Origin of the sequence: Tenacibaculum sp. (assembly GCF_048269885.1) — a bacterium.
In the GTDB taxonomy this organism is placed as follows: Bacteria; Bacteroidota; Bacteroidia; order Flavobacteriales; family Flavobacteriaceae; genus Polaribacter.
On the sequence record NZ_JBLWTZ010000009.1, the window covers coordinates 15660 to 38968 of the forward strand.

Genomic DNA, 23309 nt, shown 5'->3' on the forward strand with positions numbered 1-23309 from the left:
TTTTCGTGCTATGAATAAACCGGTTTTTACAGTTGAAGAAATAAAGAGAAAGATAGAGCATTACTGTGTGTATCAAGATCGATGTCATAAGGAGGTAGAAGAAAAACTGAAAGAATACCGTTTAATTCCAGCAGCCAGAGAACATATTTTATTACACTTATTAGAACATAATTTTTTAAATGAAGAACGCTTTGCCAAAAGTTTTGCAAGGGGAAAGTTCCGAATAAAAAAATGGGGAAAAGACCGAATTGTTAGGGAGTTGAAATTTAGAGATATTTCTGTGTATAACATAAAATCAGCTTTAAAAGAAATTGATGAAGAGGAATACATCAAAACCTTATATGAGTTGGTTGAAAAAAAGAATGAGTCCGTATCCGAAACCAATCATTTCAAACGAAAAAAGAAAATTGCAGACTACCTCTTGTACAGAGGGTTTGAAAGTAATTTAATTTACGAAGCCTTAAAAACTATTGATTCTTAAATAAGCTATCAAGGTTTATTTCACTATCAAATTGCTTCTTAGTGTAAACTGTGTTAATCTTATCGTTAACACTGCTAAAAAGCATCATAATTTTTTCAACCTGACTGTTAACTTGTTGCGCAGAGATAGAAGGAATAAAAGTCATGTCTGCTAAACGTAAAGTTTCATTTTCAAAAACATTAATACGAGCTTTAAAAGCAGGTGTTTTTAGCGACTCTATATTCAAACTATCCTTAAATTGCTTGGTAAGTGTTTGTAACTCTAAAGCATTGTTTAAAGCTTCAGTAGGACTTGTATTTTTTAATTCCTGCAAAAAATCTTCAACAATAAAGTATTCTTTCCAAGGTTTGATTTCATCAACGTATTTTTTATTTATTTCAGAGTAATCGGTATGCTTAACCGAAATGTTCATTTCAGTTTTAGTAGGGAATTCTTCTTTTTGCACACTCTTTTTTTTACAAGAAGTAACTAAAATAAATAACGAAGCAATAACCAATAAAAAACGACTCATTTTCATAAAAAAATTAAAGGATAAAAGTACATATTTTACTTGGCATTCTTTACAGAATTCAATTAGAAGTTTGAAATCAATAGATTAGGAGTCTCTTTTGTAGATAGTTAAAAAAGAACAAATGCTTTTTGCGAAATCTTAAATTTAATAACTTTGCAAACATGTATTTTTGAATAATTTAAAATGAGTGAAACGATATTAATTTTAGGAGCTTGCGGGCAAATAGGAACAGAACTAACCCAAAAATTACGCACTATTTATGGCGTAGATAATGTAATAGCTTCCGATATTAGAGAAGGGAATGCAGAAATGATGAGTTCAGGGCCTTTTGAAATCATCGATGCGACCAATCAAGAACAAATTTTAAATGTTGTTCAAAAATATACAGTAACCCAAGTGTATTTAATGGCAGCTATGCTATCGGCAACTGCAGAAAAGTATCCCTTAAAAGGTTGGGATTTAAATATGACTTCGTTATTGGCGGTGTTAGAATTGGCAAAAGAAAAACACATTGAAAAGGTGTATTGGCCTAGCTCAATGGCGGCTTTCGGACCCACTTCACCCAAAATGAATACACCACAACAAACCATTATGGAGCCTTCTACGGTTTATGGAATAAGTAAAGTTGCAGGAGAACATTGGTGTAATTATTACCATGATAAATATGGAGTAGATGTACGAAGCATTCGTTACCCAGGAATTATAAGTTGGAAAACCTTACCAGGTGGAGGAACAACTGATTATGCGGTTGATATTTATTTTGATGCGTTAAAAAAAGGAACTTTTGAATGCTTTTTGTCAGAAAATACACGTCTCCCAATGATGTATATGGACGATGCTATCAATGCAACTATCCAGTTAATGCAAGCAGATGAAGAGAATATTAAAACAAGAACTTCATACAATTTAGCGGCAATTAGTTTTACACCAGCTGAAATAGCTACTGAAATTAAAAAATACCTTCCAGAATTTACCATCACATATCATCCAGATTTTAGACAAGCGATTGCTGATAGTTGGCCTCAAGTAATTGATGATTCAGCAGCAAGAAAAGACTGGGGATGGAGACATCAGTTTGATTTAGCCTCTATGACTAAAGATATCATTACTAATTTACAAGCAAAAACTCAAGAGTCAGCAGAAGTGTAAGGTGTTGTTTTTGTTTTCGTCTATGTTATTCAAGTTTTATAGTGAATGGTAACTTAAGTTACCTATGATTCATTATGAATAAAATACTTGTTGTAATAACAATACATTTATGATGAAAAAAATTATTCAAAATAGCTTAGAAAAAGCGTTTTCTTATCAAGAGTATAGAGAGTTGGTAAGTAATTTGTTGGCTCAAGGAAAATCTACCGGACCCAACCAATCAGATGATTTATTAAATTATAGCAAGTTGAACGATAGGCGTATGAAGCGTTTAGATAAAACGCTACAACTAACCGAAGAAACACTTGCTAAAATTAAAGATGTAAAAGAACCACAAACTTGGTTAGTGTTGACTGAAGGATGGTGTGGTGATGCAGCACAAAACCTACCTGTAATTAATAAAGTAGCAGAAGAAAATCCAAACATCAATTTAAAATTAGTTTTACGAGATGAAAATTTAGAATTGATGGACGAATTTTTAACGAATGGAGGGAGGTCAATTCCTAAGTTAATTGCTTTAAATAAAGAGAATGAAGTAATCAATACGTGGGGACCAAGACCTACCACAGCGACTAAAATGGTTGTTGATTATAAAGAGAAACACGGTAGCTTGGATGCTGATTTTAAAACAGATTTACAAGTTTGGTACAATAAAAACAAAGGAGAAAATACACAAGAAGATTTAGTATCAATGCTTCAGTAATAAAGTACATAAAAAAGCTAGAAATTCCCCTTTTTGACAAAAACAAAAAGGGGAATTGTTTTCTGTATCTTTGTGCCCATAAGGAATAAATATGTTTGTAGAGTTTAGTAGTTTATCAGAAGAAGCAAAGATTTGGGTATATCCATCAAGTCGAAAATTTTACCCGCAAGAAATTGACGGTCTAAAAGAAAAGTTACATCATTTTGTAGATGGGTGGAAGTCTGAAGAGGCTGCTTTCAAAGCTTCTTTTGAGCTGAAATATGACCGTTTCATTATTTTTTCTGTTGAAGAAGGTTCTGCATTAACGAATGCAGACATTGATAAACAAGTAGCATTTATTTTACAACTACAACAAGAATATGAAGTGGAGCTGTTAGATAAGATGAATGTGTGTTTTAAGCAAGGAGAATTTATTCAGTACAAAGAAGTCAAAGAATTTAAAAAGTTGCTTAAAAAGAAGTCTGTATCAGCTAAAACCATCGTTTTTGATAATTTGGTACAAACTAAAATAGAATTAGAAAATTATTGGGAAGTGCCAATTACAGAAAGTTGGTATAGTCGATTTTTATAAGTTTTCTACAAACTCATCAACACTCAACGCATTATCTACAGAAAAGTTTCCAATCTTAGTTCTTCTTAAAACAGCTAAATGTGCTCCAGAATTTAACGCTTCTCCGTAATCATTAGCAATAGAACGAATATAAGTTCCTTTACTACACACAATTCTAAACTCAACATTAGGGAAATCAATTTTGGTAATTTCAAATTCGTTAATTTCTACTTCACGAGCTTTAATTTCGGTGGTTTCACCTTTACGAGCTAATTCATATAAGCGTTTTCCGTCTTTTTTAATGGCAGAAAAAATAGGTGGTTTTTGCTGAATTTTACCAATAAACTGTTCTGTAGTTTTATGTAGTAATTCTTCTGTGATATGTTCTGTAGGAAACGTTTCGTTAATTTCAGTTTCTAAATCGTAACTTGGTGTGGTAGCCCCCACAACAAACGTACCTGTATATTCTTTTACCTGTCCTTGATATTCGTTAATGTTTTTGGTTTGTTTACCAGTACAAATAATTAACAAGCCAGTAGCTAAAGGGTCAAGCGTTCCAGCATGTCCCACTTTAATTTTTTTAATATTAAAATGTTTACGAATATGCCAGCGAAGTTTATTCACTACCTGAAAAGAAGTCCATTCCAAAGGTTTATCAATCAATAAAACCTGTCCGTTTTTGTAATCTTCTGCAGTCATCTAGAAAAATAAAGAGTAGCCAATAGCAATTAAACCTACAATAGCACAGTATAATGAGAAGTATGATAATTTACTCTTTTTAACTAGGGCTATCATCCATGTACACGCTAATAATCCCGAGATAAAAGCTGCAATAAATCCAGCAGACAAAGGAACAATTTCTGAGCTCTGAAAATTAATATCTCCACTTAAAATATCTTTCGCTACTTTTCCTAAAATTAATGGTACCACCATTAAAAAAGAAAAACGAGCAGCTTTGGTTCGGTCTACACCTAACAATACCGACGTTGAAATAGTAGCTCCTGAACGTGAAATTCCAGGTAACATGGCAATTGCTTGAGAGATTCCTATAATTACTGAGCTTTTAAAAGAAACACTTTTGTTCGTATTCTTCGCTTTATCTGCTAATAAAAGCAATACAGCCGTTACTAAAAGCATAAAACCTACTAATAATACTTTCCCTCCAAAAAAACTTTCCAATTCTTTTTCAAAGGCTAAACCAATTACCACAGCAGGAATCATAGACAGCACTATTTTTACAGAAAATTGCATTTCCTCATTCCATTGAAACTGAAATAATCCTCTAAAAATTTCAGCAATTTCTTTTCTAAACACTACAATAGTACTTAATGCTGTTGCAGCATGTAACACTACGGTGAAAGTTAAGCTTTCTTGAGGCACAGAAGTGTCTCCAAATAAAGCTTTAGCTAATTCTAAATGACCACTAGAGGAAACGGGTAAAAATTCAGTAAGACCCTGGATAATTCCAAGGATAATTGCTTCTAATAAATCCATGCTTATTGTTTAGGATTGGCAAAAATAGCATAAATTTCTATACCCAATCCAATAATGACTAAGGTAGGAGCTAAACGAATTCTGCGCCAACTATAGATTTCTGGATTGAACACATTAGGATCATCACTACCGCCACCTGCCATTAAAATAAACCCTAAGGCAATTACAGCAATACCAATAAGCATAATGATATAGTTTCGTTTACCGAATAGAAATTCTTGTTTGGGTGAATTGTCTTTTTTCATAAATATTTTAGTAATACAAATCGTTGGTTTGTAAATTTAAGAATCGTTGTGTAGCAAAGAAGGTACTAATCCACGTAATGAAAAATGCAACCAATATAACTCCTCCAGCTACATATCCTAAAGCAATATAATCTGTAAGTAATTCTAGTGTAGGAATGTATTTGTCTACATAATAAATTAAAATACCTAAGCCACTTATTGCTATAAAAGCTCCTAATAGTCCTAGTTTTATACTTTGCCAAATAAAAGGTTTGCGAATAAAGCTTTTTGTAGCACCTACCATTTGCATGGTTTTGATATTGAATCGTTTTGAGTAAATAGACAATCGGATAGAGCTGTTGATTAAAATAATAGCAACCAACCCGAAAAAACCACTTAACACCAATAACCAAAAGCTAATGCGTTGGATGTTTTTGGTTAGTAGTTGTACTAATGGTTTGTCGTAACTTACTTCAGCAACAAAGTTGTTTTTATCAAAAGATTTTTCAAGTTCACTCATTTTTTCAGGAGTAACATAATCAGCTTTTAGATAAATGTCAATTCCGTTTTTTAACGGATTATCTCCCAAAAACTGTAAAAAATCTTCACCTAAATCTTTTTTATACTCTTTGGCAGCGTCTTCTTTAGGAATATAAACCACCTTATTAACAAACTCTTCTTTTTTAATAGACTCTTTAAGGCTTTTAATGTTTTTATCAGCAACTTCATCTTTTAAGAAAAGTGTCATAACTACTTTTTCCTTAAAGTGATTTGCAACTTTTGTTGATTTTAAAAGGACTAGACCTAAAACACCAATCATAAAAAGTACAAGTGCAATACTTACTACTACAGATATGTATGAAGATTGTAATCGGCGTTTTTGAAAAGAATCAAAAGAGGTTGTCATTAGTAAATACTGATTTTAAGGCGTTGCAAGATACAAATATTTAATTTTTAAATACTTCCTATTCTTCTATCTCTTGACATAACTCAATAAGTACACCATTGGTAGTTTTAGGATGTAAAAAAGCTACTAGTTTATTATCGGCTCCTTTTTTAGGGGTTTCGTTTAAAACTGTAAAACCTTCATCTTGTAAACGCTTAATTTCTTCTTTTATGTTATCAACTGCAAAAGCAATGTGATGAATTCCTTCTCCTTTTTTTTCTATAAACTTGGCTATAGGGCTATCAGGCTTTGTAGCTTCTAACAATTCAATCTTATTAGGGCCAGATTTAAAAAATGAAGTTTTGACTCCTTCGCTAGCAACTTCTTCAATTTTATAATGTGATTCTCCAAAAAGAGAAGCAAATAAAGCATTCGATTTTTCTAAATCTTTAACAGCGATACCAATATGTTCAATTTTGTTCATAAGGTAAAAGTAAAAAATATAGCGAACTATCTATAAACTTTCTAGCGCTATTTTTTCAGCCATTATAATAAGTACATCCGACTGGTTTATCATTGAGAGAATTTGTGAACTAATCCCTTTAAGTTGTTCATGATTGCAACAAAACTTCCAAACTTGTTCTAGGAATTGCGTAAAATCTTCACTTGTATCGTATTTAAATTGTTTGGTTTGATAAATAACAGCTAAAAGTTGTTCTATTAAGGTTGTTGAATTATTTAATACAGTAGCATAGGGAGTGTATACTTCCCATAAATCGTGTTGAGCTTCTGTTAATGTTGATGCTCCTAATTGTAAAACCTCTTTTTTCTTATTTCTACTATTTGGGATGAATGAACTTAACACAGCTCTTTTTACGGCAAACATAGATGACTCTGGTAAGTTAAGCCCCTTTAATACATCTTCTGTGGCTAACAACCAATCGCGAATATTTTTAGTGCTTTGTGTATTTTTTTTCTCAATTTGATTCGCCAACTCATGTATTTCATTCAATTGAGTTTTGAGTTGATTGGTTATTTTGGTAATCGATTTTCTCATGACTATTCTGGTAATAGTTTGGTTTCTCTTACACCGTCTTCATTTTCTGAAGTATACCATTCCATACCTTCTTCATTTAATGTCATTTTAATCTGAACAATATTTTCAGGTTTGATTTCATTTAGTTTATGAGCCTCTACAATAACTTTCGTGTTTTTTTGGGTTATTTGCCTACTTTTAATAGATGGTCTTAATTCTGAGTTAAGCTTTTTAACTAATACATCATAACTGACTTTTTCATTATAAATAGAGATAAATTCTTCAGATAATTGTTGTGAAAATCTTGATAATACAGGGTCGATTTCTCCAGTTGCTTTTATGTTTTTTTCAAGTTCATCTGTTCTTTGTGCTATTATTGAACGAAGTATAGTAGACGTTTTTCTATCAAAAGAAGTAATTTTTGAAGCATCTTTTAAGATTGTATAGGTTTGTGAATTGAAAGCAACATTATCAATAGGTTCGTAATCGGCTTCATAAGTTTCTTCTAATTCTCCAATCGCTACAGGAATGGTGAGTTCAATATTTTGCGCTTTAAAACGAGGAATAGAAAAATGTTTCAAGAGTTCATGACGTGAAAACTTTTCAGCAATTTCTAAAGATTTCAAATCAGACATTAAGCGTGCCTCTGCGATGCTGGTGGCAATTCCACCCAAGTATTCATTTAAATTTACCATAATAAAAAGTTTTTAAAATGAGGTTGTACGGTTTGGTACGGTACAACCTCGTTATAAATGTTAAGCTACAGCAGCAATACTGTCTTCTAACATGTTTAAGATTCTACTCAATCCTTCTGGTAATTCATCGTTTACGGCACGAACTTTTACCCCAAGGTTGTATGTCTTATCTACTTTCACACCTTGAGAGGTGTTTCTTTTGTACGAAGCAGAAGCTTTAAAGTTTACAATTTTGTAATTGATTCCTAATTCTGCACTAGCAGCAAACTCAGAAGACACATTTCTTGTTTCAGTAGAACTCAAACGAGCATTAAAATCAATGTTAATTTCATCAATACGAATTGATGGAATGGTAAGCATCGTTAAAAATGGTACTTTAATTTCAATTTCACTTTCAATAAAATTACTACTTACATCTGTACTTGATGGTAATCCTTCATCAGTCAATTGCTGAGGTGTTTTTCCAAGATGTGGATTGGGAACTGACTTTTTATAGTTAAAATCTACATAACGTAATTCATCTGGAGTAGCAGGGTCATTGTCTTTTTCAAATCCTACTTCTTTAATAAAATTTACAGTGGCCATTGAAGCTGCTGTTTGTGCTTGTATGGCAGCTTGTAAAGGACCTCCAACATATACGTTGAAGTCTAAACTGTTTAATTCTGGAACTAAATTTGGCATATTTTTTATTTTGTCTACCTACTCTGTTTATTATGAGGCTTTTCGGTGTTCGCCTAGTATTTCGAAATAACTGAAGACAAAATTGAAAGAATTTTAGAGTAGAGTTTCGAGGAGTAGAACTGTAAAAGTGTTGTGATAGCCCTAGGTTTTAAAGGTGGTTTTTCTCCTGCGTATTTTAGGAAATAAAAGTTTTGGTTTTATGTAGTTATTATTATTAGATTTGAAATGCTATGAAAAATTTAATAAAAATCACTTCTCTATAATATTGTATTACAGGTTGTTTATGTGTTTTCGAAAATTACGAGTAAAATTTTAAGAACATTTTTTTAAATATTCCAAGTAAAAACTCTTTTTCTGTAGTGAAATTAGTGTAGAAAGGATGGTTAACTTTTTTTACAAGAAAAAAAACAAGAGTTTATGTCATGAAAAAACAAGAGTTAAAACATTTGTAGAGGCAAGGGGTTTTTCCTGTTTGTGGGTTGTAGAATCTTGAGTAACCAGTTGATAACTTAGGTTTTAAGGGGTTTCTGTACGATTCTGTTTTTTTTATTAAGAAATAAGCCTTTATATTTAGAAAATCAAAAAATCAATTTTATTATGAAAAACACTAACCAACTTAAATTAGTATTGTTAACTCTTGTAATGAGTTTTGCTATTTCATGCGATAAGATCAATGGCAATAAATGTGATTGCGACGATTGGCAATCTCAAGTGCCAGAAGGCACTTTTTGTTACTCTGATGAAGGAAGAACAAAGGAAATGCTAAACTACAAGGAAGTTATTCAAATGCTATCAAGTTATGATAGAACAAGAATAGCTCCGCTAGAAGAAGCCTTAGGGTATGAGGATACACGTGCTAATACATTCGATTTTGTACAGTTTAAAAAGTATTTAGGACACGTAGAAAATCTGAGTAAAAAAGCAAAAATTAAAATTACGGGAATTAGTTTTATCTCTACAGCCAAAGAAAATCATAAGGATACAGGGAAAAATTATAGTAGTTTAATTTACATTCCTACGACTACAATTAATGGAGAACAAATAGCTTTTGATCCTGTGCAATCTGCAAAACAAGGAAAATTAGTAACGTTTAAAGAAATGCTAGAAAAGCATGGGTATAAATGGATATATAATACGAGAGAAGAGTTTGAAAAAGGGAAGAGAGACGATTACAATTATAGAATCAAAACAGTGAGAGAAAATAAAGCTGGATTTATGTTTGCTTCACCTCTATATAATGAGTTGTTAAGTGGAGCAGGAAACTATGGACAACTTTCTCCTCCGTACTAGTTTTATTATTTTATGACTCAGTTTGATATTCCTTTATGCTCACAGTTGGCTGTAGCTACGTTAAGCTTCTTTTTATTATTAAAAAGGAAAACCTATTTTATGAAGTTATTAACGCTTTTGTTAATAGTGACGTTTTTAACAGAAATAATTGGGAGTTATTATATAAAAGCAAGGGAGTCAAGCTTTTTTCTTTATTATGGATATACTTTTTTTCAATATATTGTTATTTATTTTCTGTATAAAAATCTGATTAGGGATAAGAAATGGTTGAAAATACCAGAGTTATTGATGGCTGTTTTTGTAGTTACATGGTTATTTGTTTTTTATTTTAAAAATATATTTTATTACCTAGTAATTATTGGATCGTTTAATGTAGGTGTCTTAGTTTTTTTATACTTAAGAGAATTGCTGCTATCTGATGAAATAATAAACTATAAAAGATTATTACCTTTTTGGGTTTCGGTAGGTTTTTTAGTTTTTCATTTACCGGCGATTCCGTTTTTTAGTTTTTGGACCTACATGAAAAATAGAGATTTATTACCAATTCTACATTCGTTAATTGTTTTAATGAATGTTATTATATCCTTTGGGTTATTATGGAGCAACAAGAAGGTAGAATATTAATAGTCACTACAATAGTAATTGTTATCATTATTGTTTTTTTAGTGACATTATTTACGGTGTTTCAACGCCGTAAGAATAAACTGTTGCAAGAGCGGGATAAAAATAAAAAACGTTACGAACGAGAAATAGCTGAGACTCAAATAGAAATAAGAGAAGAAACGTTAAGAAATATTAGTTGGGAGTTGCACGATAATATAGGACAACTCCTAACTTTAGCTAAAATACAGTTGCAACACGCTTCTCCTGAAAACATGGGAGAAATATCTGAAATTATAGCAAAAAGCTTAACGGAGGTAAGAGCCTTGTCAAAAATAATTAACCCCGATTTTATTAATAATATAAAATTAAAGGACGCATTAAATTTAGAAGTAGAGCGATTTAATAGACTAAATTATATTGATGCTAGGTTAACAATTGCAGGAGAAGAACAGGAGATTAATCAAAAACATGGAATAGTTATTTTTAGAATCCTTCAAGAGTTTTTTTCTAATACAATAAAGCATTCTAAAGGCTCTAAATTAGAAGTTTTTTTAACCTACAGAGACAATTCAATAGAGGTAAAAGCTCAAGATAATGGGGTGGGTTTTGACATGGAAAGAGTGAGGTTGAAAGGCCTAGGTTTACAGAATATAAAAGCTAGAGCTAAGCTTATTAATGCAGAGACAAAGTTTATGTCGGAACCCCAAAAAGGAACAAGTTTAATAATAAATTACTATATTTAAAGAACCTTAGTGTATTTCCCCAACAACTAAATAACCAATATAACTCAAGAAATTATGAAATACTCAGTTGTTGTTGTAGATGATCATACGTTATTATCACAAGCTATAGAAGGTATGGTAAACACTTTTGATAAATTTAAGGTGCTTTACACTTGTAAAAACGGTAAAGAGGTTGAAGAAAAGTTCTTAGCATCACCTAAAAACATACCTGATTTAGTTTTAGTAGATGTCAATATGCCTGTGATGAATGGTATTGAGACTACAGAATGGATAGTAAATAACTATCCACAAGTTCATGTGATGGCATTGTCTGTAGAGGATGCTGATGGAACCATTTTAAAAATGTTAAAAGCCGGCGCTGTAGGGTACTTGCTAAAAGATACCAAAAAAGAAATCTTAGAGAAAGCATTATTAGAAATGATGGATAACGGGTTTTACCACACCAAAAACGTAACCACATTATTGTTAGATTCCGTTTCAGGAAAAAATTCAAGAAACAATTTAGCGTTTAAGGACAATGAAATAACTTTTATGAAATTAGCATGCTCTGAATTGACCTATAAAGAAATAGCAGAAAAAATGTTTTTAAGCCCAAAAACTATTGATGGTTATCGAGACAGCCTGTTTACCAAATTAAATGTAAGAAACAGAGTGGGCTTAGTTATGTATGCCATAAAAAATAAAATTTACACTCCGTAATTTTATGCTTAAATTTGCAACATGGAAGAAACAAATAGACAGCGAAAAATAGCAGGAGTGTTGCAACAAGATTTAGTAGACGTTTTACAACGTGCTGCTCAAGATGGAATGAAGGGAGTGATTATATCGGTTTCTAAAGTTTCGGTTACTGCCGATTTGGGTGTTGCAAAAGTATACTTAAGTGTTTTTCCTTCTGAAAAAAGAGATGAAATTATTGAAGGCGTAAAATCTAATACTCCTTTAATTCGCCATGAATTAGCTCAGCGAACAAAAAATCAATTACGAAGAATGCCAGAATTGCTGTTCTTTGGAGATGATAGTTTGGATTATATTGAAGACATTGACAAGTCTTTAAAAGGAGAAGATATAGACCCTATAAAAAATCCAGATGTTTTACCTCGTCGTCAAAAACGTTAATAATTTTTGTTACTTTGGCTAGCTAAATTCATGAATGCTTGAACTTTCCTTTATACATAGCTAAGAGATACTTGTTTTCAAAAACAAGTACCAATGCAATTAATATAATCACAGCAATTGCTGTTTTTGGTGTTGTAGTTGGTACCTTGGCTTTGTTTGTTGTATTATCTGGTTTTTCAGGATTAAAAACGTTTAGTGATTCATTGCTTAATGCTTCTGATCCAGATATAAAAATTACTGCATCTAAAGGAAAGACTTTTCTGTACTCTCAAAAAATAGATAGTATTTTACAGCAAAATAAAGAGATAGAAGTGGCTTCAAAAGTAGTGGAAGAGCGTGTGTTTTTAAAATACAAAAACAAAGAACACATAGCTCAAATTAAAGGAGTAGACTCTAATTATTCAAAAATTATTCCGATAGATTCTCTGCTAACAGTAGGAACTTGGATTGATGAAGCATATAAGAATACAGCAGTAGTAGGGTACGGAATATCGTATAAATTATCATTAGGGATTTTTAATTTTGGAGAAGCACTTCAAATTTTAGTACCAAAACCAGGAAAAGGATTTATTAATGCTAATAATGCTTTTCGATCTGTTTCAACACAAATAGTAGGTGTATATACAGGGGCAGAAGAATTTCAGAACAAATATGTGTTTACTGAAACTTCACTTGCTCAAGAACTGTTAGGATATAACGATAATGAAATTACAGGTGTTGAGCTTCGCTTAAAAAAAGACGTAGATCTTGATGCATTTCAAAAGGGTTTACAAACTGTTTTAGGAGACGAATTAAAAGTGCAAAATCGTGCGCAGTTAAATACGTTGTATTATAAGGTAATTAATACTGAAAACTTTATCTCGTATTTAATCTTTACATTAATTGTTGCCATTGCTTTGTTTAATGTGATAGGGTCAATCATTATGATGATTATCGATAAACGTCAAAACCTAAAAACCCTTTTTAATTTAGGAAGTAGTATAGACGATATAAAAAGGATATTTGTATTGCAAGGTTTTTTATTAACACTTGTGGGAATGGGGATAGGAATTTTTCTAGGTGTAATCCTAGTAATCATACAACAACGTTTTGAGCTGTTAATGATTACACAAAATTTAGCATACCCAGTAGAGTTTAAGTGGTCAAACTTACTAGTAGTAGTTGTTACAATTTCAGCTTTAGGATATTTAGCAGCAAAAATTGCAAGTTCTAGAATTTCAAAAAGTTTTATTGAACGATAAAACGTTGACTTATCCTATTTCAGGAATTGTTGCATTTCCAAACTTAGTTTGTACCTCGTCAAACGCAGCAAAAACATCTTTAGGATCATCAGAAGTAACCATTTTCATTCTGTGCTCTTTAAAATGTGGAATCCCCTTAAAATAGTTTGTGTAGTGTCTTCTTGTTTCTACAACACCTAAATGTTCACCTTTCCAATCTATAGCCATTTCTAAATGACGGCGTGCCATATCAACACGTTCAGAAATTGTTGGTTTAGATAAATGTTCGCCAGTTTTAAAATAATGTTTCACTTCATTAAAAAACCAAGGATATCCAATAGAAGCACGACCAATCATACAACCATCTAGTCCGTATTTGTCACGCATTTCCATAGCTTTTTCAGGGGAATCAACATCACCATTTCCAAATACTGGAATATGCATTCTAGGATTATTTTTCACTTCAGCAATAGGGGCCCAGTCAGCATTACCTTTATACATTTGAGCACGTGTACGCCCATGGATAGAGATAGCTTTACATCCCACATCTTGTAAGCGTTCGGCAACTTCAATAATTCGAATAGAATCATGGTCCCAACCCAAACGAGTTTTTACAGTAATAGGTAAGTTGGTATGTTTTACCATGGCCTCAGTAAGAGAAACCATTAAGTCAATATCTTTTAAAATTCCAGCCCCAGCTCCTTTAGAAACTACTTTTTTTACTGGACAACCAAAATTGATATCGATAATATCTGGATTCGTTTTTTCAACAATCTCAACCGAACGTAACATAGAGTCTAGATTAGCACCAAAAATTTGAATCCCAACAGGACGTTCTTTTTCGTAAATATCTAGTTTCATTACGCTTTTAGCTGCATCGCGAATTAATCCTTCTGAAGAAATAAATTCAGTATACACTACATCTGCACCGTTTTCTTTACATAAAGCTCTAAACGGTGGATCACTCACATCTTCCATTGGTGCTAACAATAGCGGGAAATCAGGAAGTTCTATGTTACCTATTTTTACCATGCTGCAAAGTTACTTTTTTTTGAGTAATTATGTATATTTCACTTTTTAACTCATAAACTTTTTTATTGGAACTTCCTTTTGAGTCTACTTTATTCGGTTATACAGTTAATATTCATCTTGTTCTAGAATATTTAGCATTTTTTTTAGCCTTTCGTTATTATGTTTTCTTACGTAAGAAAAGGAAAGATTATATTTCTTCCAATAACAGATTGTCAATTATTTTAGGAGCTGCTATAGGAGCTTTTATTGGTTCTCGACTAGTAGGAGTGTTAGAAAATCCCTTAGTAACTTTTTCAGTAAAAAACGTCATTCAATTATTGAATGTAAAAACTATTATGGGAGGTTTGTTTGGCGGTTTAATAGGGGTAGAATTAGCAAAAAAAATAATAGGAGAAACAAAATCATCAGGTGATTTGTTTGTGTTTCCTATAATTGCGGGGATTTTTATAGGGAGAATAGGGTGTTTTCTTTCAGGAATAAATGAGTTTACCTATGGAGTAGAAACTAAATTCTTTTTAGGAATGGATTTAGGGGATGGAGTGTTAAGACATCCAGTTGCACTATATGAGTTGGTGTTTTTAATAATGCTATTCATAAGTTTAAAATACCTACAAAAGGAATACGTTTTACAATCAGGAGAACTTTTTAAGGTTTTTATGTTGGCATACTTTGGTTTTCGCTTTTGTATAGAGTTTTTAAAACCCAATACCTTTTTTGTACTAGGGTTAAGTACTATTCAAATACTATGTATAGTTTGTTATGTATATTACACGAAATTTATAATTCTAAAAATAAAAAATGCCAGAAAGAAAATATAACTACTATGATTTTACATTGAGCTTATGCCCTGAATGTTTAAAAAGAGTAGATGCCAAAATTGTTTTTGAAGATGATAAGGTGTATATGCTTAAACGTTGTAGAGAGCATGGGAACTCAAAAGTGTTGATAGCTGATGATATTGAGTATTATAAAAATATCAGAAACTACAACAAACCCAGTGAGATGCCTTATACGTTTAACACAAAAACAGCTTATGGATGTCCTTACGATTGCGGTTTATGTCCAGATCATGAACAACATTCGTGCTTAACCGTTGTTGAGGTTACTGATAGATGTAATTTAACTTGTCCTACCTGTTATGCTGGTTCATCGCCCACCTACGGACGCCATCGGACCTTAGCAGAAGTAAAAGCGATGTTAGATGCTGTGGTGAAAAATGAAAAAGAACCTGATGTAGTCCAAATTAGTGGAGGAGAGCCAACGATACATCCTGAATTTTGGGAAATTTTAGACTATGCAAAATCACTTCCTATCCGGCATTTAATGTTGAATACTAACGGAATTAAAATAGCGAAAGATCTTGCTTTTGCAGAACGATTGAAAACCTATACGCCAGATTTTGAAGTTTACTTACAGTTTGATTCCTTTGAAGATAGTGTGCTAAGAGAGTTAAGAGGAGCAGACTTGAACAGTATTCGAAAGCAAGCACTTGATAACTTGAATAAGTTAAATTTATCAACAACTTTGGTAGTTACGCTTCAAAAAGGATTAAATGATCACGAAATAGGGAAAATTATCGATTATGCTTTGCAACAAAAGTGTGTGAGAGGGGTTACGTTTCAACCAACACAAATAGCGGGAAGGCTAGAAAGCTTTAATCCTGAAACGGATAGAATGACACTTACTGAAGTTAGAAGAAAAATAATGGAACAAACTGATGTTTTCAATACTGACGATTTAATTCCAGTACCGTGTAATCCTGATGCCTTGGTAATGGGGTATGCTCTTAAATTGGGAGGAGAAGTATTTCCGTTAACTAGATATATCAACCCCAATGATTTGTTAGATAATAGTAAAAATACCATTATTTACGAGCAAGATGAAGCCTTACACGGAAAAATGATAGATTTATTTAGTACAGGGAATTCTGTTGAGGTGGCTGAAGAAAATTTGAAATCAATCATGTGTTGTTTGCCTAATATTGACGCACCAGAGTTAGGGTACGATAATTTATTTAGAGTTATAATCATGCAATTTATTGATGCTTATAATTTTGATGTACGAGCGGTAAAGAAATCATGTGTACATATAGTTGATAAAGACAATAAAATTATTCCTTTTGAGACAATGAATCTATTTTACAGGGATGATAAAAAAGAGTATTTAGAAGCGTTAAGAAAAGAAATATAAGAAAAAAGATATGGTATTTTTAGAAGTAGGTGACCTTTCAGGCTTATTTGTAATTATAGGTTTAATTATGTTTGGACCACCTATATTATTTGCTGTTATTGGCGCAGCTATCAGAAAAAAAAGTAAAACAGCCTCAAAAATTTTTTATATACTAGCTGTTTTGTATCTGATAATTGGACTAGGCATATGTGGTGGTGTACTTAGTTAAATAAGTTAAAAATGATGTTTAATTTTCGCTATTTATTTTGTTTGTAGTAGCCTGCAAATAAAGTATCTTTGCAAATTACAAGTAGTTAGAATTACGACGAATGAATCCATGCTAGATATTGAGTTGACAAAAGTTTATGTTACATGTCTGGCAATGGCTTGAGAAACTTTAGATTGATGAAGAACATTAGAAATTTTTGCATTATTGCACATATAGACCATGGTAAAAGCACCCTTGCAGATAGATTGTTAGACTATACGGGGTCAGTTACTGAGCGTGAAAAACAAAATCAGTTACTTGATAACATGGATTTAGAACGTGAACGTGGAATTACCATTAAGTCACATGCTATTCAAATGGATTATGTGTATGAGGGGGAAAATTATATATTAAACCTAATTGATACGCCAGGTCACGTAGATTTTTCTTACGAAGTTTCTCGATCAATAGCAGCTTGTGAAGGAGCATTATTAATTGTAGATGCGGCACAAAGTATACAAGCACAAACGATTTCTAACTTATACCTAGCGTTAGAAAACGACTTGGAAATTGTTCCAGTATTAAATAAAGTAGATTTACCTTCAGCTAACCCTGAAGAGGTAACAGATGATATTGTTGATTTATTAGGATGTGAGCCCGAAGATGTAATTCACGCAAGTGGAAAAACAGGATTCGGAGTAGATAATATTTTAAAAGCGATTATTGAAAAAATTCCTGCGCCTAGTGGAAATCCTGAAGCCCCTTTAAAAGCCTTGATTTTCGATTCAGTATACAATTCATATAGAGGAATTGAAACTTACTTTAGAGTAATTGATGGTTCCATCAAAAAGAATCAACAAATAAAGTTTATGGCTACTGGTAGACAGTATGGAGCAGATGAGGTAGGAACTTTAAAACTAAGCCAAGTTGTAAAAAACGAGATTAAAACAGGTGATGTAGGGTATTTAATTACAGGGATTAAAGCTGCAAAAGAAGTAAAAGTAGGAGATACTATTACCGATTTTGCCAATCCAACGACTGATAGAATTGAAGGATTTGAAGATGTAAAGCCCATGGTATTCGCAGGAATTTATCCTGTAGATACTGAAGATTATGAAGAGCTTCGTGCTTCGATGGAAAAACTACAGTTAAACGATGCTTCCTTGGTATTTCAACCAGAAAGCTCAGCAGCACTTGGGTTTGGTTTCCGATGTGGATTCTTAGGAATGTTGCACATGGAAATTATTCAAGAGCGTCTAGAACGTGAATTTAATATGACGGTAATTACTACGGTTCCTAACGTAAGTTACCATGCATTTACGAAGAAAAACCCAGATGAAGTTATTATCGTAAATAACCCATCAGATTTACCAGATCCTTCAAAATTAGATAGAGTAGAAGAACCATTCATCAAAGCTTCAATCATTACAAAGGCTGATTTCGTAGGACAAGTAATGTCACTTTGTATTGAAAAAAGAGGACAGATTGTAAATCAAACCTATTTAACTCCAGAGAGAGTGGAGTTGATTTTTGATATGCCATTGGCAGAAATCGTTTTTGATTTCTATGATCGATTAAAAACAGTATCTAAAGGATATGCGTCGTTCGATTACCACCCAATAGGAATGCAAAAATCAAAGTTAGTTCGTGTAGATATGTTACTGAATGGACAAATCGTTGATGCGCTTTCAGCTCTATTACACGATAGCAATGCGTATTCAATAGGGAAACGTATCTGTGAGAAGTTAAAAGAACTGATTCCAAGACAACAATTTGATATTCCTATTCAAGCAGCAATTGGAGCAAAAATCATTGCTCGTGAAACAGTAAAAGCTTTACGTAAAGATGTAACTGCAAAATGTTATGGAGGAGATATTTCTCGTAAACGTAAGCTTTTAGAAAAGCAGAAAAAAGGTAAAAAACGTATGCGTCAAGTAGGAAATGTAGAAATTCCACAGCAAGCGTTTATGGCGGTATTGAAGTTGAATGACTAGTTTTTTAGAAACTAGAATAAAGAAACAAGAACATAGAAAAATCCCCGTTTTGATAAAATCAAAACGGGGATTTTAATTATTGTATTATCAAATTTCCAAATTGGTATATTGAATTTAATCCCTATTCCCTAAGACTTGCAAAGCCCAATATAATAGCATTGCTAAAGATCCTAAAGCAGCTACTAAATAAGTCCTTGCAGCCCATTTTAAAGCATCTTTAGAGCCTGCTAGCTCTTCACGGGTAACCATGTTTTTGTTTTCTAACCAAGCCAAAGCTCTATTACTTGCATCATATTCAACAGGTAAGGTAATAAAACTAAAAATAGTACCTAAAGCCATAAAAGCCAAACCAGCGAGTGCAATATAAAAACCAATACCCGTACTACCAGAAGCAGCTCCGAAAGCAATTCCCCCAATTACCATCCATTGAGAAAAACGTGAGGTAATACTTACCATAGGTACTAGTTTAGAACGCATTTGTAAGTATTGATAAGCTCTGGCATGTTGTACAGCATGTCCAACCTCATGTGCAGCAACAGCAGCCGCGGCAGCATTTCGTTGGTTGTATACAGCTTCACTTAAATTTACAGTTTTGTTTTGTGGATTGTAATGATCTGTTAATCTACCAGGTGTAGAAATTACTTGAACATCAGAAATTCCATGGTCAGCTAGCATTTTTTGAGCAATTTCAGCACCACTCATTCCATTTCGCAAATGAACTTGAGAGTACTTTTTAAACTTGCGTTGTAAGGTATTACTCACTAACCAACTGAAAAGAGATATAATACCAATTAGAATATAAAATCCTATCATAAGCTATATAGTTTTAAAATTTTGTATCATTTTTGTTGGTTAAATTTACAACATAAATTATTCCAAATTATTAACGGTATAAAAAAATGTCAAAATGGCAAATCAACCTAAAATTTTAATAGTTTACACAGGAGGAACTATTGGTATGGTTAAAGACTATAATACAGGAGCATTAAAAGCGTTTGATTTTAGTCAAATATCTAGCAAAATTCCAGAATTACAGCAACTTAATTGTGAAATCAATACGGTATCGTTTGAAGAACCTATCGATTCCTCAAATATGAGTGTGGATTATTATATACAAATAGCAGAAATTATCTCCGATAATTATGACAAGTTTGACGGGTTTGTAGTGTTAACAGGATCAGATACCATGTCATATACATCATCAGCAATAAGTTTTATGTTTGAAAACTTACAAAAACCTGTAATTTTTACAGGGTCACAATTGCCTATTGGAGATTTACGAACAGATGCCAAAGAAAATTTAATTACTTCTATACAAGTTGCATCAGCGTATGAAAAAGGAAAGCCAGTAATTCAAGAAGTAGGATTGTATTTTGAATATAAGCTATACAGAGCAAATAGAACTACAAAAATAAATGCCGAACAATTCGAAGCGTTTGCTTCTATGAATTATCCACCTTTAGCAGAAAGCGGTGTCCATTTAAACTTTAATTATCCGTTACTACTCAAATCTCAGGAAGATCAAAAAGAATTAGTAGTAAGGAAGAACCTTGATAATCATGTAGCTATTTTAAAGTTGTTTCCTGGAATAACAGAATCTGTAGTGAGAAGTTTTATGAACATTCCAGATTTAAAAGGGATTATTTTAGAAACCTACGGATCAGGAAATGCACCAACCGAAAAATGGTTTGTTGATTTGTTAGAAGAATCGGTAAATAAAGGAATTTACATTGTTAATGTAACGCAATGCAAAGGAGGAAGTGTAATCTTAGGGCATTATGAAACAAGTTCAGAATTAAAACGTATTGGCATCGTTGACGGTAAGGATATTACAACCGAAACAGCCATTGCTAAAATGATGTATTTGTTGGGAGAAAAGCTTTCAAAAGAAGAATTTACGCATTATTTTCAAACACCGCTTAGAGGAGAAATGGCTTAGTTTGTAAATAAATCGTTAATTTTGTGTTTGTAACTGCTTGAAATACTATAGAAAAGAGTTAAAAAAGGTGTGGTTAATAGAAATCCTATAGATTTTTTTTAATGTACCAACATTTTTTTGTTACTTGCCACTCTGTAAAATTAAAAGCGTAATAAGTACAAGTAAAGAATTACTTATTTGTAAAAAAATAAGATATTCATAGTAAAATTTGTATTTTTAACCCGTTAACTATTTAAAATTAATTATAACAAAATGAAAAAAGTAGTAAATATCCTAACTATTACAGGATTTATGTTTTTAGGAGCTATTCAATCAACTTATGCTCAAGAAGCTGAGAAAACTTTTCACCAAGAGTTAAAGCAACGTTTTATTGAAGGAGACCCTAAGTTTATGGGAATTGTATTGGTAGCCTTAATTTTAGGTTTAGCTATTGCAATTGAAAGAATTATTTATTTAAACATGGCTACAACTAATACTAAAAAATTAGTAGCTAGCGTTGACGAAGCATTAAGTTCAGGTGGTGTAGAAGCTGCTAAAGAAGTTTGTAGAAATACAAAAGGTCCTGTTGCCTCTATTTTTTATCAAGGTTTAGAAAGAGCTGATGAAGGATTAGATGCTGCTGAAAAAGCTGTAGTAGGATACGGTGGAGTACAAATGGGATTATTAGAGAAAAACGTTTCTTGGTTATCTTTATTTATCGCATTAGCACCAATGTTAGGATTCATGGGAACTGTAATTGGTATGATTGATGCATTCGATAGAATTGCTGTAGCAAATGATATCTCTCCAGCAGTAGTAGCAGGTGGTATTAAAATTGCATTATTAACAACAGTATTTGGTCTTATCGTAGCAATTATTTTACAAATTTTCTATAACTACATTATTTCGAAAATTGATAGTATCGTTAACAACATGGAAGACGCATCAATCTCTTTAATCGATTTATTAGCTAAGTATAAAAAATAATCAATCAATATGAATAGTAAAATATTAACATTACTAGTAGCTGCAATTTCACTTATAGGTGCTGCATTGTTTTTAAATGTAGCAAGAATAGATAAAGAAGATGTAGAAGCAGTATCAAGTGCTGTTTCTCCTTTAGTAACTTATTCTTACTGGTTGTTGATTGGAGTGGTAGTAACAGCTGTTGCAGCCTCAATGTGGGGAATGTTTAAAAACCCTGCAGCATTAAAAAAGGTATTATTAGGTGTTTTAGCATTAGCAGTTCTTTTTGCAGTGTCTTATTTCTTGTCTTCAGATGCACAAGTAATTGGAGCAGATGGAGGAGAATTAGCAGCTCAAGGAAGTACATCTAAATGGGTAGGAACAGGAATTACATATAGCATTATCCTAGGAGGGATTGCTGGTGCATTCTTTGTTTGGGATTTATTAAAAGGAATCGTTAAATCGTAAGTTAATATGGCAAGAAGAGAAAACCCAGAAATTAATGCAGGTTCGATGGCAGATATTGCCTTCTTGCTACTTATCTTTTTCCTTGTAACAACTACAATGGATGTTGATTCAGGTATCCCTAAAAAGTTAGCTGAAAAAACTGATGTACAGCCACCAATTATTAAAGAAAAAAATATTTTTCAAGTTAGTATCAACCGAAATAATCAACTTTTAGTTGAAGATCAGGCAATGGAGTTGAAAGACTTAAAAGATGCGGCTATTAAATTTATTGATAATGGTGGGGGTATTGGGAACCCAATGCCAGGAATGGAAGCAGGAACTACTTGTAATTACTGTAAAGGTGATAAAGATCCTGAGTCATCAGATCATCCAACAAAAGCAGTAATCTCTGTTGAGAGTGATAGAGGTACTGAGTATGGTACGTATGTAGCTGTACAAAATGAGTTGTTAAGAGCTTACACAGAGTTGCGTAACAGATTATGCCAAGAAAAATATGGTATGAGCTTTACAGAGTTAGAGCAAGCTTTTAAAGACAGCGCAAGAAAAGATGAGTCATTAAGAAAGAAAGTTGAAGATATCAAGGCGAGTTACCCTCAAATTATTTCCGATACAGACCCAACAAATGTTCAATAATAGTAAAACAATAGAGTATGTCTAAATTTAAAAAGAAGAAAAAAGGATTGCCAGCAGTATCTACGGCATCTTTACCAGATATTGTTTTCATGTTATTATTCTTCTTCATGGTAACTACTACCATGAGAGAAACAGATTTACAGATTGATTCACCTCGTTTACCAAGTGCAAGTGAAGTAAAAAAGCTTGAGCGTAAAAGTTTAGTGAGTACAATTTATGTTGGTAAAGCTAAAGACCCAAAGTATGGTACAGGATATAACAGAATACAGTTAAACGACAAAATAGCTACTCCTGAAGAAGTACCGTCGTTTATTTATCTTGAAAGAGATAATGTTTCTGAATTAGAAGTACCATTTATGACAACTTCTATAAAAGCAGATAGAGAATCGAGTGTAGGTACCTTAGCCGATATTCGTGAGAAGTTAAGAGATGTTAACGCTCTTAAATTAAGTTTATCTACTCACAAGGGAGATGTTATTAAGAAGTAATTACTTTTAAATAAAACAAAAAGAGCAATCAATAGATTGCTCTTTTTTTAT

At 32.4% G+C, this 23309-nt stretch carries 29 protein-coding genes; 18 read left to right on the plus strand and 11 right to left on the minus strand.

From position 1 onward, the window contains the following. Positions 1–10 precede the first annotated feature (10 nt). Positions 11–481, plus strand: coding sequence for a regulatory protein RecX (locus tag ACN0WY_RS08350; RefSeq protein WP_417800066.1), 471 nt, complete (start codon positions 11–13; stop codon positions 479–481). On the opposite strand, the gene ACN0WY_RS08355 is transcribed toward ACN0WY_RS08350, so the two are convergent. Beyond that, positions 468–992, minus strand: a complete 525-nt coding sequence (locus tag ACN0WY_RS08355; protein ID WP_330489319.1) for a hypothetical protein — start codon at positions 990–992, stop codon at positions 468–470. The two genes, ACN0WY_RS08350 and ACN0WY_RS08355, sit on opposite strands and share 14 nt — an antisense overlap. A gap of 183 nt (positions 993–1175) precedes the next feature. Between ACN0WY_RS08355 and ACN0WY_RS08360 the strand changes: the two genes are divergently transcribed. The 3 genes from ACN0WY_RS08360 (at position 1176) to ACN0WY_RS08370 (ending at position 3415) form a co-directional block, all read left to right on the plus strand. Beyond that, positions 1176–2141 (plus strand): NAD-dependent epimerase/dehydratase family protein, encoded by a 966-nt coding sequence (locus tag ACN0WY_RS08360; protein WP_417800067.1) that lies wholly within the window; start codon positions 1176–1178, stop codon positions 2139–2141. A gap of 112 nt (positions 2142–2253) precedes the next feature. Next, a complete protein-coding gene (locus tag ACN0WY_RS08365; protein WP_417800143.1) occupies positions 2254–2844 on the plus strand; it encodes a thioredoxin family protein in 591 nt (196 codons plus the stop codon). Positions 2845–2935: 91 nt separating this feature from the next. Beyond that, complete coding sequence (locus ACN0WY_RS08370; protein ID WP_417800068.1) at positions 2936–3415, plus strand: ABC transporter ATPase; 480 nt, start codon at positions 2936–2938, stop codon at positions 3413–3415. Here the strand turns inward: ACN0WY_RS08370 and truB are convergent. Genes truB through ACN0WY_RS08410 form a run of 8 tightly spaced genes read right to left on the minus strand, consistent with a single transcriptional unit; the run spans position 3410 to position 8410 of the window. Continuing rightward, positions 3410–4093, minus strand: coding sequence for a tRNA pseudouridine(55) synthase TruB (truB, locus tag ACN0WY_RS08375; RefSeq protein ID WP_417800069.1), 684 nt, complete (start codon positions 4091–4093; stop codon positions 3410–3412). The genes ACN0WY_RS08370 and truB overlap by 6 nt on opposite strands. Next, positions 4094–4888 carry an undecaprenyl-diphosphate phosphatase gene (locus ACN0WY_RS08380; RefSeq protein WP_330489314.1) on the minus strand — a complete coding sequence of 265 codons (795 nt, stop codon included), beginning with the start codon at positions 4886–4888 and terminating at the stop codon, positions 4094–4096. A 2-nt stretch (positions 4889–4890) separates the two neighbouring features. Beyond that, positions 4891–5133, minus strand: coding sequence for a DUF3098 domain-containing protein (locus ACN0WY_RS08385; RefSeq protein ID WP_330489313.1), 243 nt, complete (start codon positions 5131–5133; stop codon positions 4891–4893). A gap of 7 nt (positions 5134–5140) precedes the next feature. Further along, positions 5141–6019, minus strand: a complete 879-nt coding sequence (locus ACN0WY_RS08390) for a cell division protein FtsX (RefSeq protein ID WP_417800070.1) — start codon at positions 6017–6019, stop codon at positions 5141–5143. 58 nt (positions 6020–6077) lie between these two features. Beyond that, positions 6078–6482, minus strand: a complete 405-nt coding sequence (mce, locus tag ACN0WY_RS08395) for a methylmalonyl-CoA epimerase (protein WP_330489311.1) — start codon at positions 6480–6482, stop codon at positions 6078–6080. Positions 6483–6512: 30 nt separating this feature from the next. Further along, entirely contained in the window at positions 6513–7055 is a 543-nt protein-coding gene (locus tag ACN0WY_RS08400) for a hypothetical protein (RefSeq protein WP_417800071.1), read from the minus strand. A 2-nt stretch (positions 7056–7057) separates the two neighbouring features. After that, positions 7058–7729, minus strand: a complete 672-nt coding sequence (locus ACN0WY_RS08405) for a hypothetical protein (RefSeq protein WP_417800072.1) — start codon at positions 7727–7729, stop codon at positions 7058–7060. Positions 7730–7789: 60 nt separating this feature from the next. Further along, a complete protein-coding gene (locus ACN0WY_RS08410; protein ID WP_330489308.1) occupies positions 7790–8410 on the minus strand; it encodes a DUF2589 domain-containing protein in 621 nt (206 codons plus the stop codon). 597 nt (positions 8411–9007) lie between these two features. Here ACN0WY_RS08410 and ACN0WY_RS08415 point away from each other — a divergent pair. The 5 genes from ACN0WY_RS08415 (at position 9008) to ACN0WY_RS08435 (ending at position 13403) form a co-directional block, all read left to right on the plus strand. Further along, positions 9008–9700 carry a hypothetical protein gene (locus tag ACN0WY_RS08415; RefSeq protein WP_417800073.1) on the plus strand — a complete coding sequence of 231 codons (693 nt, stop codon included), beginning with the start codon at positions 9008–9010 and terminating at the stop codon, positions 9698–9700. Between the two features lie 596 nt (positions 9701–10296). Next, complete coding sequence (locus ACN0WY_RS08420) at positions 10297–11046, plus strand: sensor histidine kinase (RefSeq protein ID WP_330489306.1); 750 nt, start codon at positions 10297–10299, stop codon at positions 11044–11046. Positions 11047–11097: 51 nt separating this feature from the next. Beyond that, positions 11098–11745, plus strand: a complete 648-nt coding sequence (locus tag ACN0WY_RS08425) for a response regulator transcription factor (RefSeq protein WP_099215718.1) — start codon at positions 11098–11100, stop codon at positions 11743–11745. A 21-nt stretch (positions 11746–11766) separates the two neighbouring features. Continuing rightward, positions 11767–12162, plus strand: a complete 396-nt coding sequence (gene rbfA / locus ACN0WY_RS08430; protein ID WP_417800074.1) for a 30S ribosome-binding factor RbfA — start codon at positions 11767–11769, stop codon at positions 12160–12162. Between the two features lie 38 nt (positions 12163–12200). Beyond that, complete coding sequence (locus tag ACN0WY_RS08435) at positions 12201–13403, plus strand: ABC transporter permease (protein WP_417800075.1); 1203 nt, start codon at positions 12201–12203, stop codon at positions 13401–13403. 9 nt (positions 13404–13412) lie between these two features. On the opposite strand, the gene dusB is transcribed toward ACN0WY_RS08435, so the two are convergent. Continuing rightward, on the minus strand, positions 13413–14414 hold the full coding sequence (gene dusB / locus ACN0WY_RS08440) for a tRNA dihydrouridine synthase DusB (RefSeq protein WP_417800076.1): 1002 nt from the start codon (positions 14412–14414) through the stop codon (positions 13413–13415). Between the two features lie 65 nt (positions 14415–14479). Here dusB and ACN0WY_RS08445 point away from each other — a divergent pair, with 65 nt between their 5' ends. From ACN0WY_RS08445 to lepA, 4 genes are all read left to right on the plus strand, one after another. Next, the gene (locus ACN0WY_RS08445) at positions 14480–15232 is read left to right on the plus strand and encodes a prolipoprotein diacylglyceryl transferase (RefSeq protein WP_417800077.1); all 753 of its coding nucleotides are present in this window, start codon (positions 14480–14482) and stop codon (positions 15230–15232) included. Next, positions 15213–16604 carry a radical SAM protein gene (locus tag ACN0WY_RS08450; RefSeq protein WP_417800078.1) on the plus strand — a complete coding sequence of 464 codons (1392 nt, stop codon included), beginning with the start codon at positions 15213–15215 and terminating at the stop codon, positions 16602–16604. Before ACN0WY_RS08445 ends, ACN0WY_RS08450 begins: the two co-directional genes overlap by 20 nt. A gap of 10 nt (positions 16605–16614) precedes the next feature. Then, positions 16615–16812 (plus strand): hypothetical protein, encoded by a 198-nt coding sequence (locus tag ACN0WY_RS08455; RefSeq protein WP_417800079.1) that lies wholly within the window; start codon positions 16615–16617, stop codon positions 16810–16812. A gap of 176 nt (positions 16813–16988) precedes the next feature. Beyond that, on the plus strand, positions 16989–18785 hold the full coding sequence (gene lepA, locus ACN0WY_RS08460) for a translation elongation factor 4 (RefSeq protein ID WP_330489298.1): 1797 nt from the start codon (positions 16989–16991) through the stop codon (positions 18783–18785). A gap of 114 nt (positions 18786–18899) precedes the next feature. Here the strand turns inward: lepA and ACN0WY_RS08465 are convergent, their stop codons facing one another. Then, on the minus strand, positions 18900–19598 hold the full coding sequence (locus tag ACN0WY_RS08465) for a zinc metallopeptidase (protein WP_330489297.1): 699 nt from the start codon (positions 19596–19598) through the stop codon (positions 18900–18902). Between the two features lie 94 nt (positions 19599–19692). On the opposite strand from ACN0WY_RS08465, the gene ACN0WY_RS08470 reads away from it, so the two are divergent. From ACN0WY_RS08470 to ACN0WY_RS08490, 5 genes are all read left to right on the plus strand, one after another. Continuing rightward, entirely contained in the window at positions 19693–20724 is a 1032-nt protein-coding gene (locus ACN0WY_RS08470; RefSeq protein WP_330489296.1) for an asparaginase, read from the plus strand. 252 nt (positions 20725–20976) lie between these two features. Continuing rightward, the gene (locus tag ACN0WY_RS08475) at positions 20977–21690 is read left to right on the plus strand and encodes a MotA/TolQ/ExbB proton channel family protein (protein ID WP_121146257.1); all 714 of its coding nucleotides are present in this window, start codon (positions 20977–20979) and stop codon (positions 21688–21690) included. Between the two features lie 9 nt (positions 21691–21699). Continuing rightward, on the plus strand, positions 21700–22137 hold the full coding sequence (locus ACN0WY_RS08480; protein ID WP_099215732.1) for a hypothetical protein: 438 nt from the start codon (positions 21700–21702) through the stop codon (positions 22135–22137). 6 nt (positions 22138–22143) lie between these two features. Beyond that, the gene (locus ACN0WY_RS08485) at positions 22144–22770 is read left to right on the plus strand and encodes an ExbD/TolR family protein (protein WP_417800080.1); all 627 of its coding nucleotides are present in this window, start codon (positions 22144–22146) and stop codon (positions 22768–22770) included. Between the two features lie 17 nt (positions 22771–22787). Continuing rightward, on the plus strand, positions 22788–23258 hold the full coding sequence (locus tag ACN0WY_RS08490) for a biopolymer transporter ExbD (protein ID WP_330489294.1): 471 nt from the start codon (positions 22788–22790) through the stop codon (positions 23256–23258). Positions 23259–23309: the final 51 nt, after the last annotated feature.

Excerpts from the sequence above, each read along its gene's own strand:
- ACN0WY_RS08450 (WP_417800078.1), top strand. The coding sequence starts at position 15,213 with ATGCCAGAAAGAAAATATAACTACTATGATTTTACATTGAGCTTATGC.
- ACN0WY_RS08420 (WP_330489306.1), top strand. The coding sequence starts at position 10,297 with ATGGAGCAACAAGAAGGTAGAATATTAATAGTCACTACAATAGTAATT.
- ACN0WY_RS08365 (WP_417800143.1), top strand. The coding sequence starts at position 2,254 with ATGAAAAAAATTATTCAAAATAGCTTAGAAAAAGCGTTTTCTTATCAA.
- ACN0WY_RS08485 (WP_417800080.1), top strand. The coding sequence starts at position 22,144 with ATGGCAAGAAGAGAAAACCCAGAAATTAATGCAGGTTCGATGGCAGAT.
- ACN0WY_RS08385 (WP_330489313.1), bottom strand. The coding sequence starts at position 5,133 with ATGAAAAAAGACAATTCACCCAAACAAGAATTTCTATTCGGTAAACGA.
- ACN0WY_RS08410 (WP_330489308.1), bottom strand. The coding sequence starts at position 8,410 with ATGCCAAATTTAGTTCCAGAATTAAACAGTTTAGACTTCAACGTATAT.
- ACN0WY_RS08380 (WP_330489314.1), bottom strand. The coding sequence starts at position 4,888 with ATGGATTTATTAGAAGCAATTATCCTTGGAATTATCCAGGGTCTTACT.
- truB (WP_417800069.1), bottom strand. The coding sequence starts at position 4,093 with ATGACTGCAGAAGATTACAAAAACGGACAGGTTTTATTGATTGATAAA.
- ACN0WY_RS08390 (WP_417800070.1), bottom strand. The coding sequence starts at position 6,019 with ATGACAACCTCTTTTGATTCTTTTCAAAAACGCCGATTACAATCTTCA.
- ACN0WY_RS08405 (WP_417800072.1), bottom strand. The coding sequence starts at position 7,729 with ATGGTAAATTTAAATGAATACTTGGGTGGAATTGCCACCAGCATCGCA.
- ACN0WY_RS08490 (WP_330489294.1), top strand. The coding sequence starts at position 22,788 with ATGTCTAAATTTAAAAAGAAGAAAAAAGGATTGCCAGCAGTATCTACG.
- ACN0WY_RS08360 (WP_417800067.1), top strand. The coding sequence starts at position 1,176 with ATGAGTGAAACGATATTAATTTTAGGAGCTTGCGGGCAAATAGGAACA.
- ACN0WY_RS08465 (WP_330489297.1), bottom strand. The coding sequence starts at position 19,598 with ATGATAGGATTTTATATTCTAATTGGTATTATATCTCTTTTCAGTTGG.
- ACN0WY_RS08400 (WP_417800071.1), bottom strand. The coding sequence starts at position 7,055 with ATGAGAAAATCGATTACCAAAATAACCAATCAACTCAAAACTCAATTG.
- ACN0WY_RS08370 (WP_417800068.1), top strand. The coding sequence starts at position 2,936 with ATGTTTGTAGAGTTTAGTAGTTTATCAGAAGAAGCAAAGATTTGGGTA.
- ACN0WY_RS08415 (WP_417800073.1), top strand. The coding sequence starts at position 9,008 with ATGAAAAACACTAACCAACTTAAATTAGTATTGTTAACTCTTGTAATG.
- dusB (WP_417800076.1), bottom strand. The coding sequence starts at position 14,414 with ATGGTAAAAATAGGTAACATAGAACTTCCTGATTTCCCGCTATTGTTA.
- ACN0WY_RS08455 (WP_417800079.1), top strand. The coding sequence starts at position 16,615 with ATGGTATTTTTAGAAGTAGGTGACCTTTCAGGCTTATTTGTAATTATA.
- lepA (WP_330489298.1), top strand. The coding sequence starts at position 16,989 with ATGAAGAACATTAGAAATTTTTGCATTATTGCACATATAGACCATGGT.
- ACN0WY_RS08475 (WP_121146257.1), top strand. The coding sequence starts at position 20,977 with ATGAAAAAAGTAGTAAATATCCTAACTATTACAGGATTTATGTTTTTA.
- mce (WP_330489311.1), bottom strand. The coding sequence starts at position 6,482 with ATGAACAAAATTGAACATATTGGTATCGCTGTTAAAGATTTAGAAAAA.
- ACN0WY_RS08470 (WP_330489296.1), top strand. The coding sequence starts at position 19,693 with ATGGCAAATCAACCTAAAATTTTAATAGTTTACACAGGAGGAACTATT.
- ACN0WY_RS08355 (WP_330489319.1), bottom strand. The coding sequence starts at position 992 with ATGAGTCGTTTTTTATTGGTTATTGCTTCGTTATTTATTTTAGTTACT.
- ACN0WY_RS08480 (WP_099215732.1), top strand. The coding sequence starts at position 21,700 with ATGAATAGTAAAATATTAACATTACTAGTAGCTGCAATTTCACTTATA.
- ACN0WY_RS08350 (WP_417800066.1), top strand. The coding sequence starts at position 11 with ATGAATAAACCGGTTTTTACAGTTGAAGAAATAAAGAGAAAGATAGAG.
- rbfA (WP_417800074.1), top strand. The coding sequence starts at position 11,767 with ATGGAAGAAACAAATAGACAGCGAAAAATAGCAGGAGTGTTGCAACAA.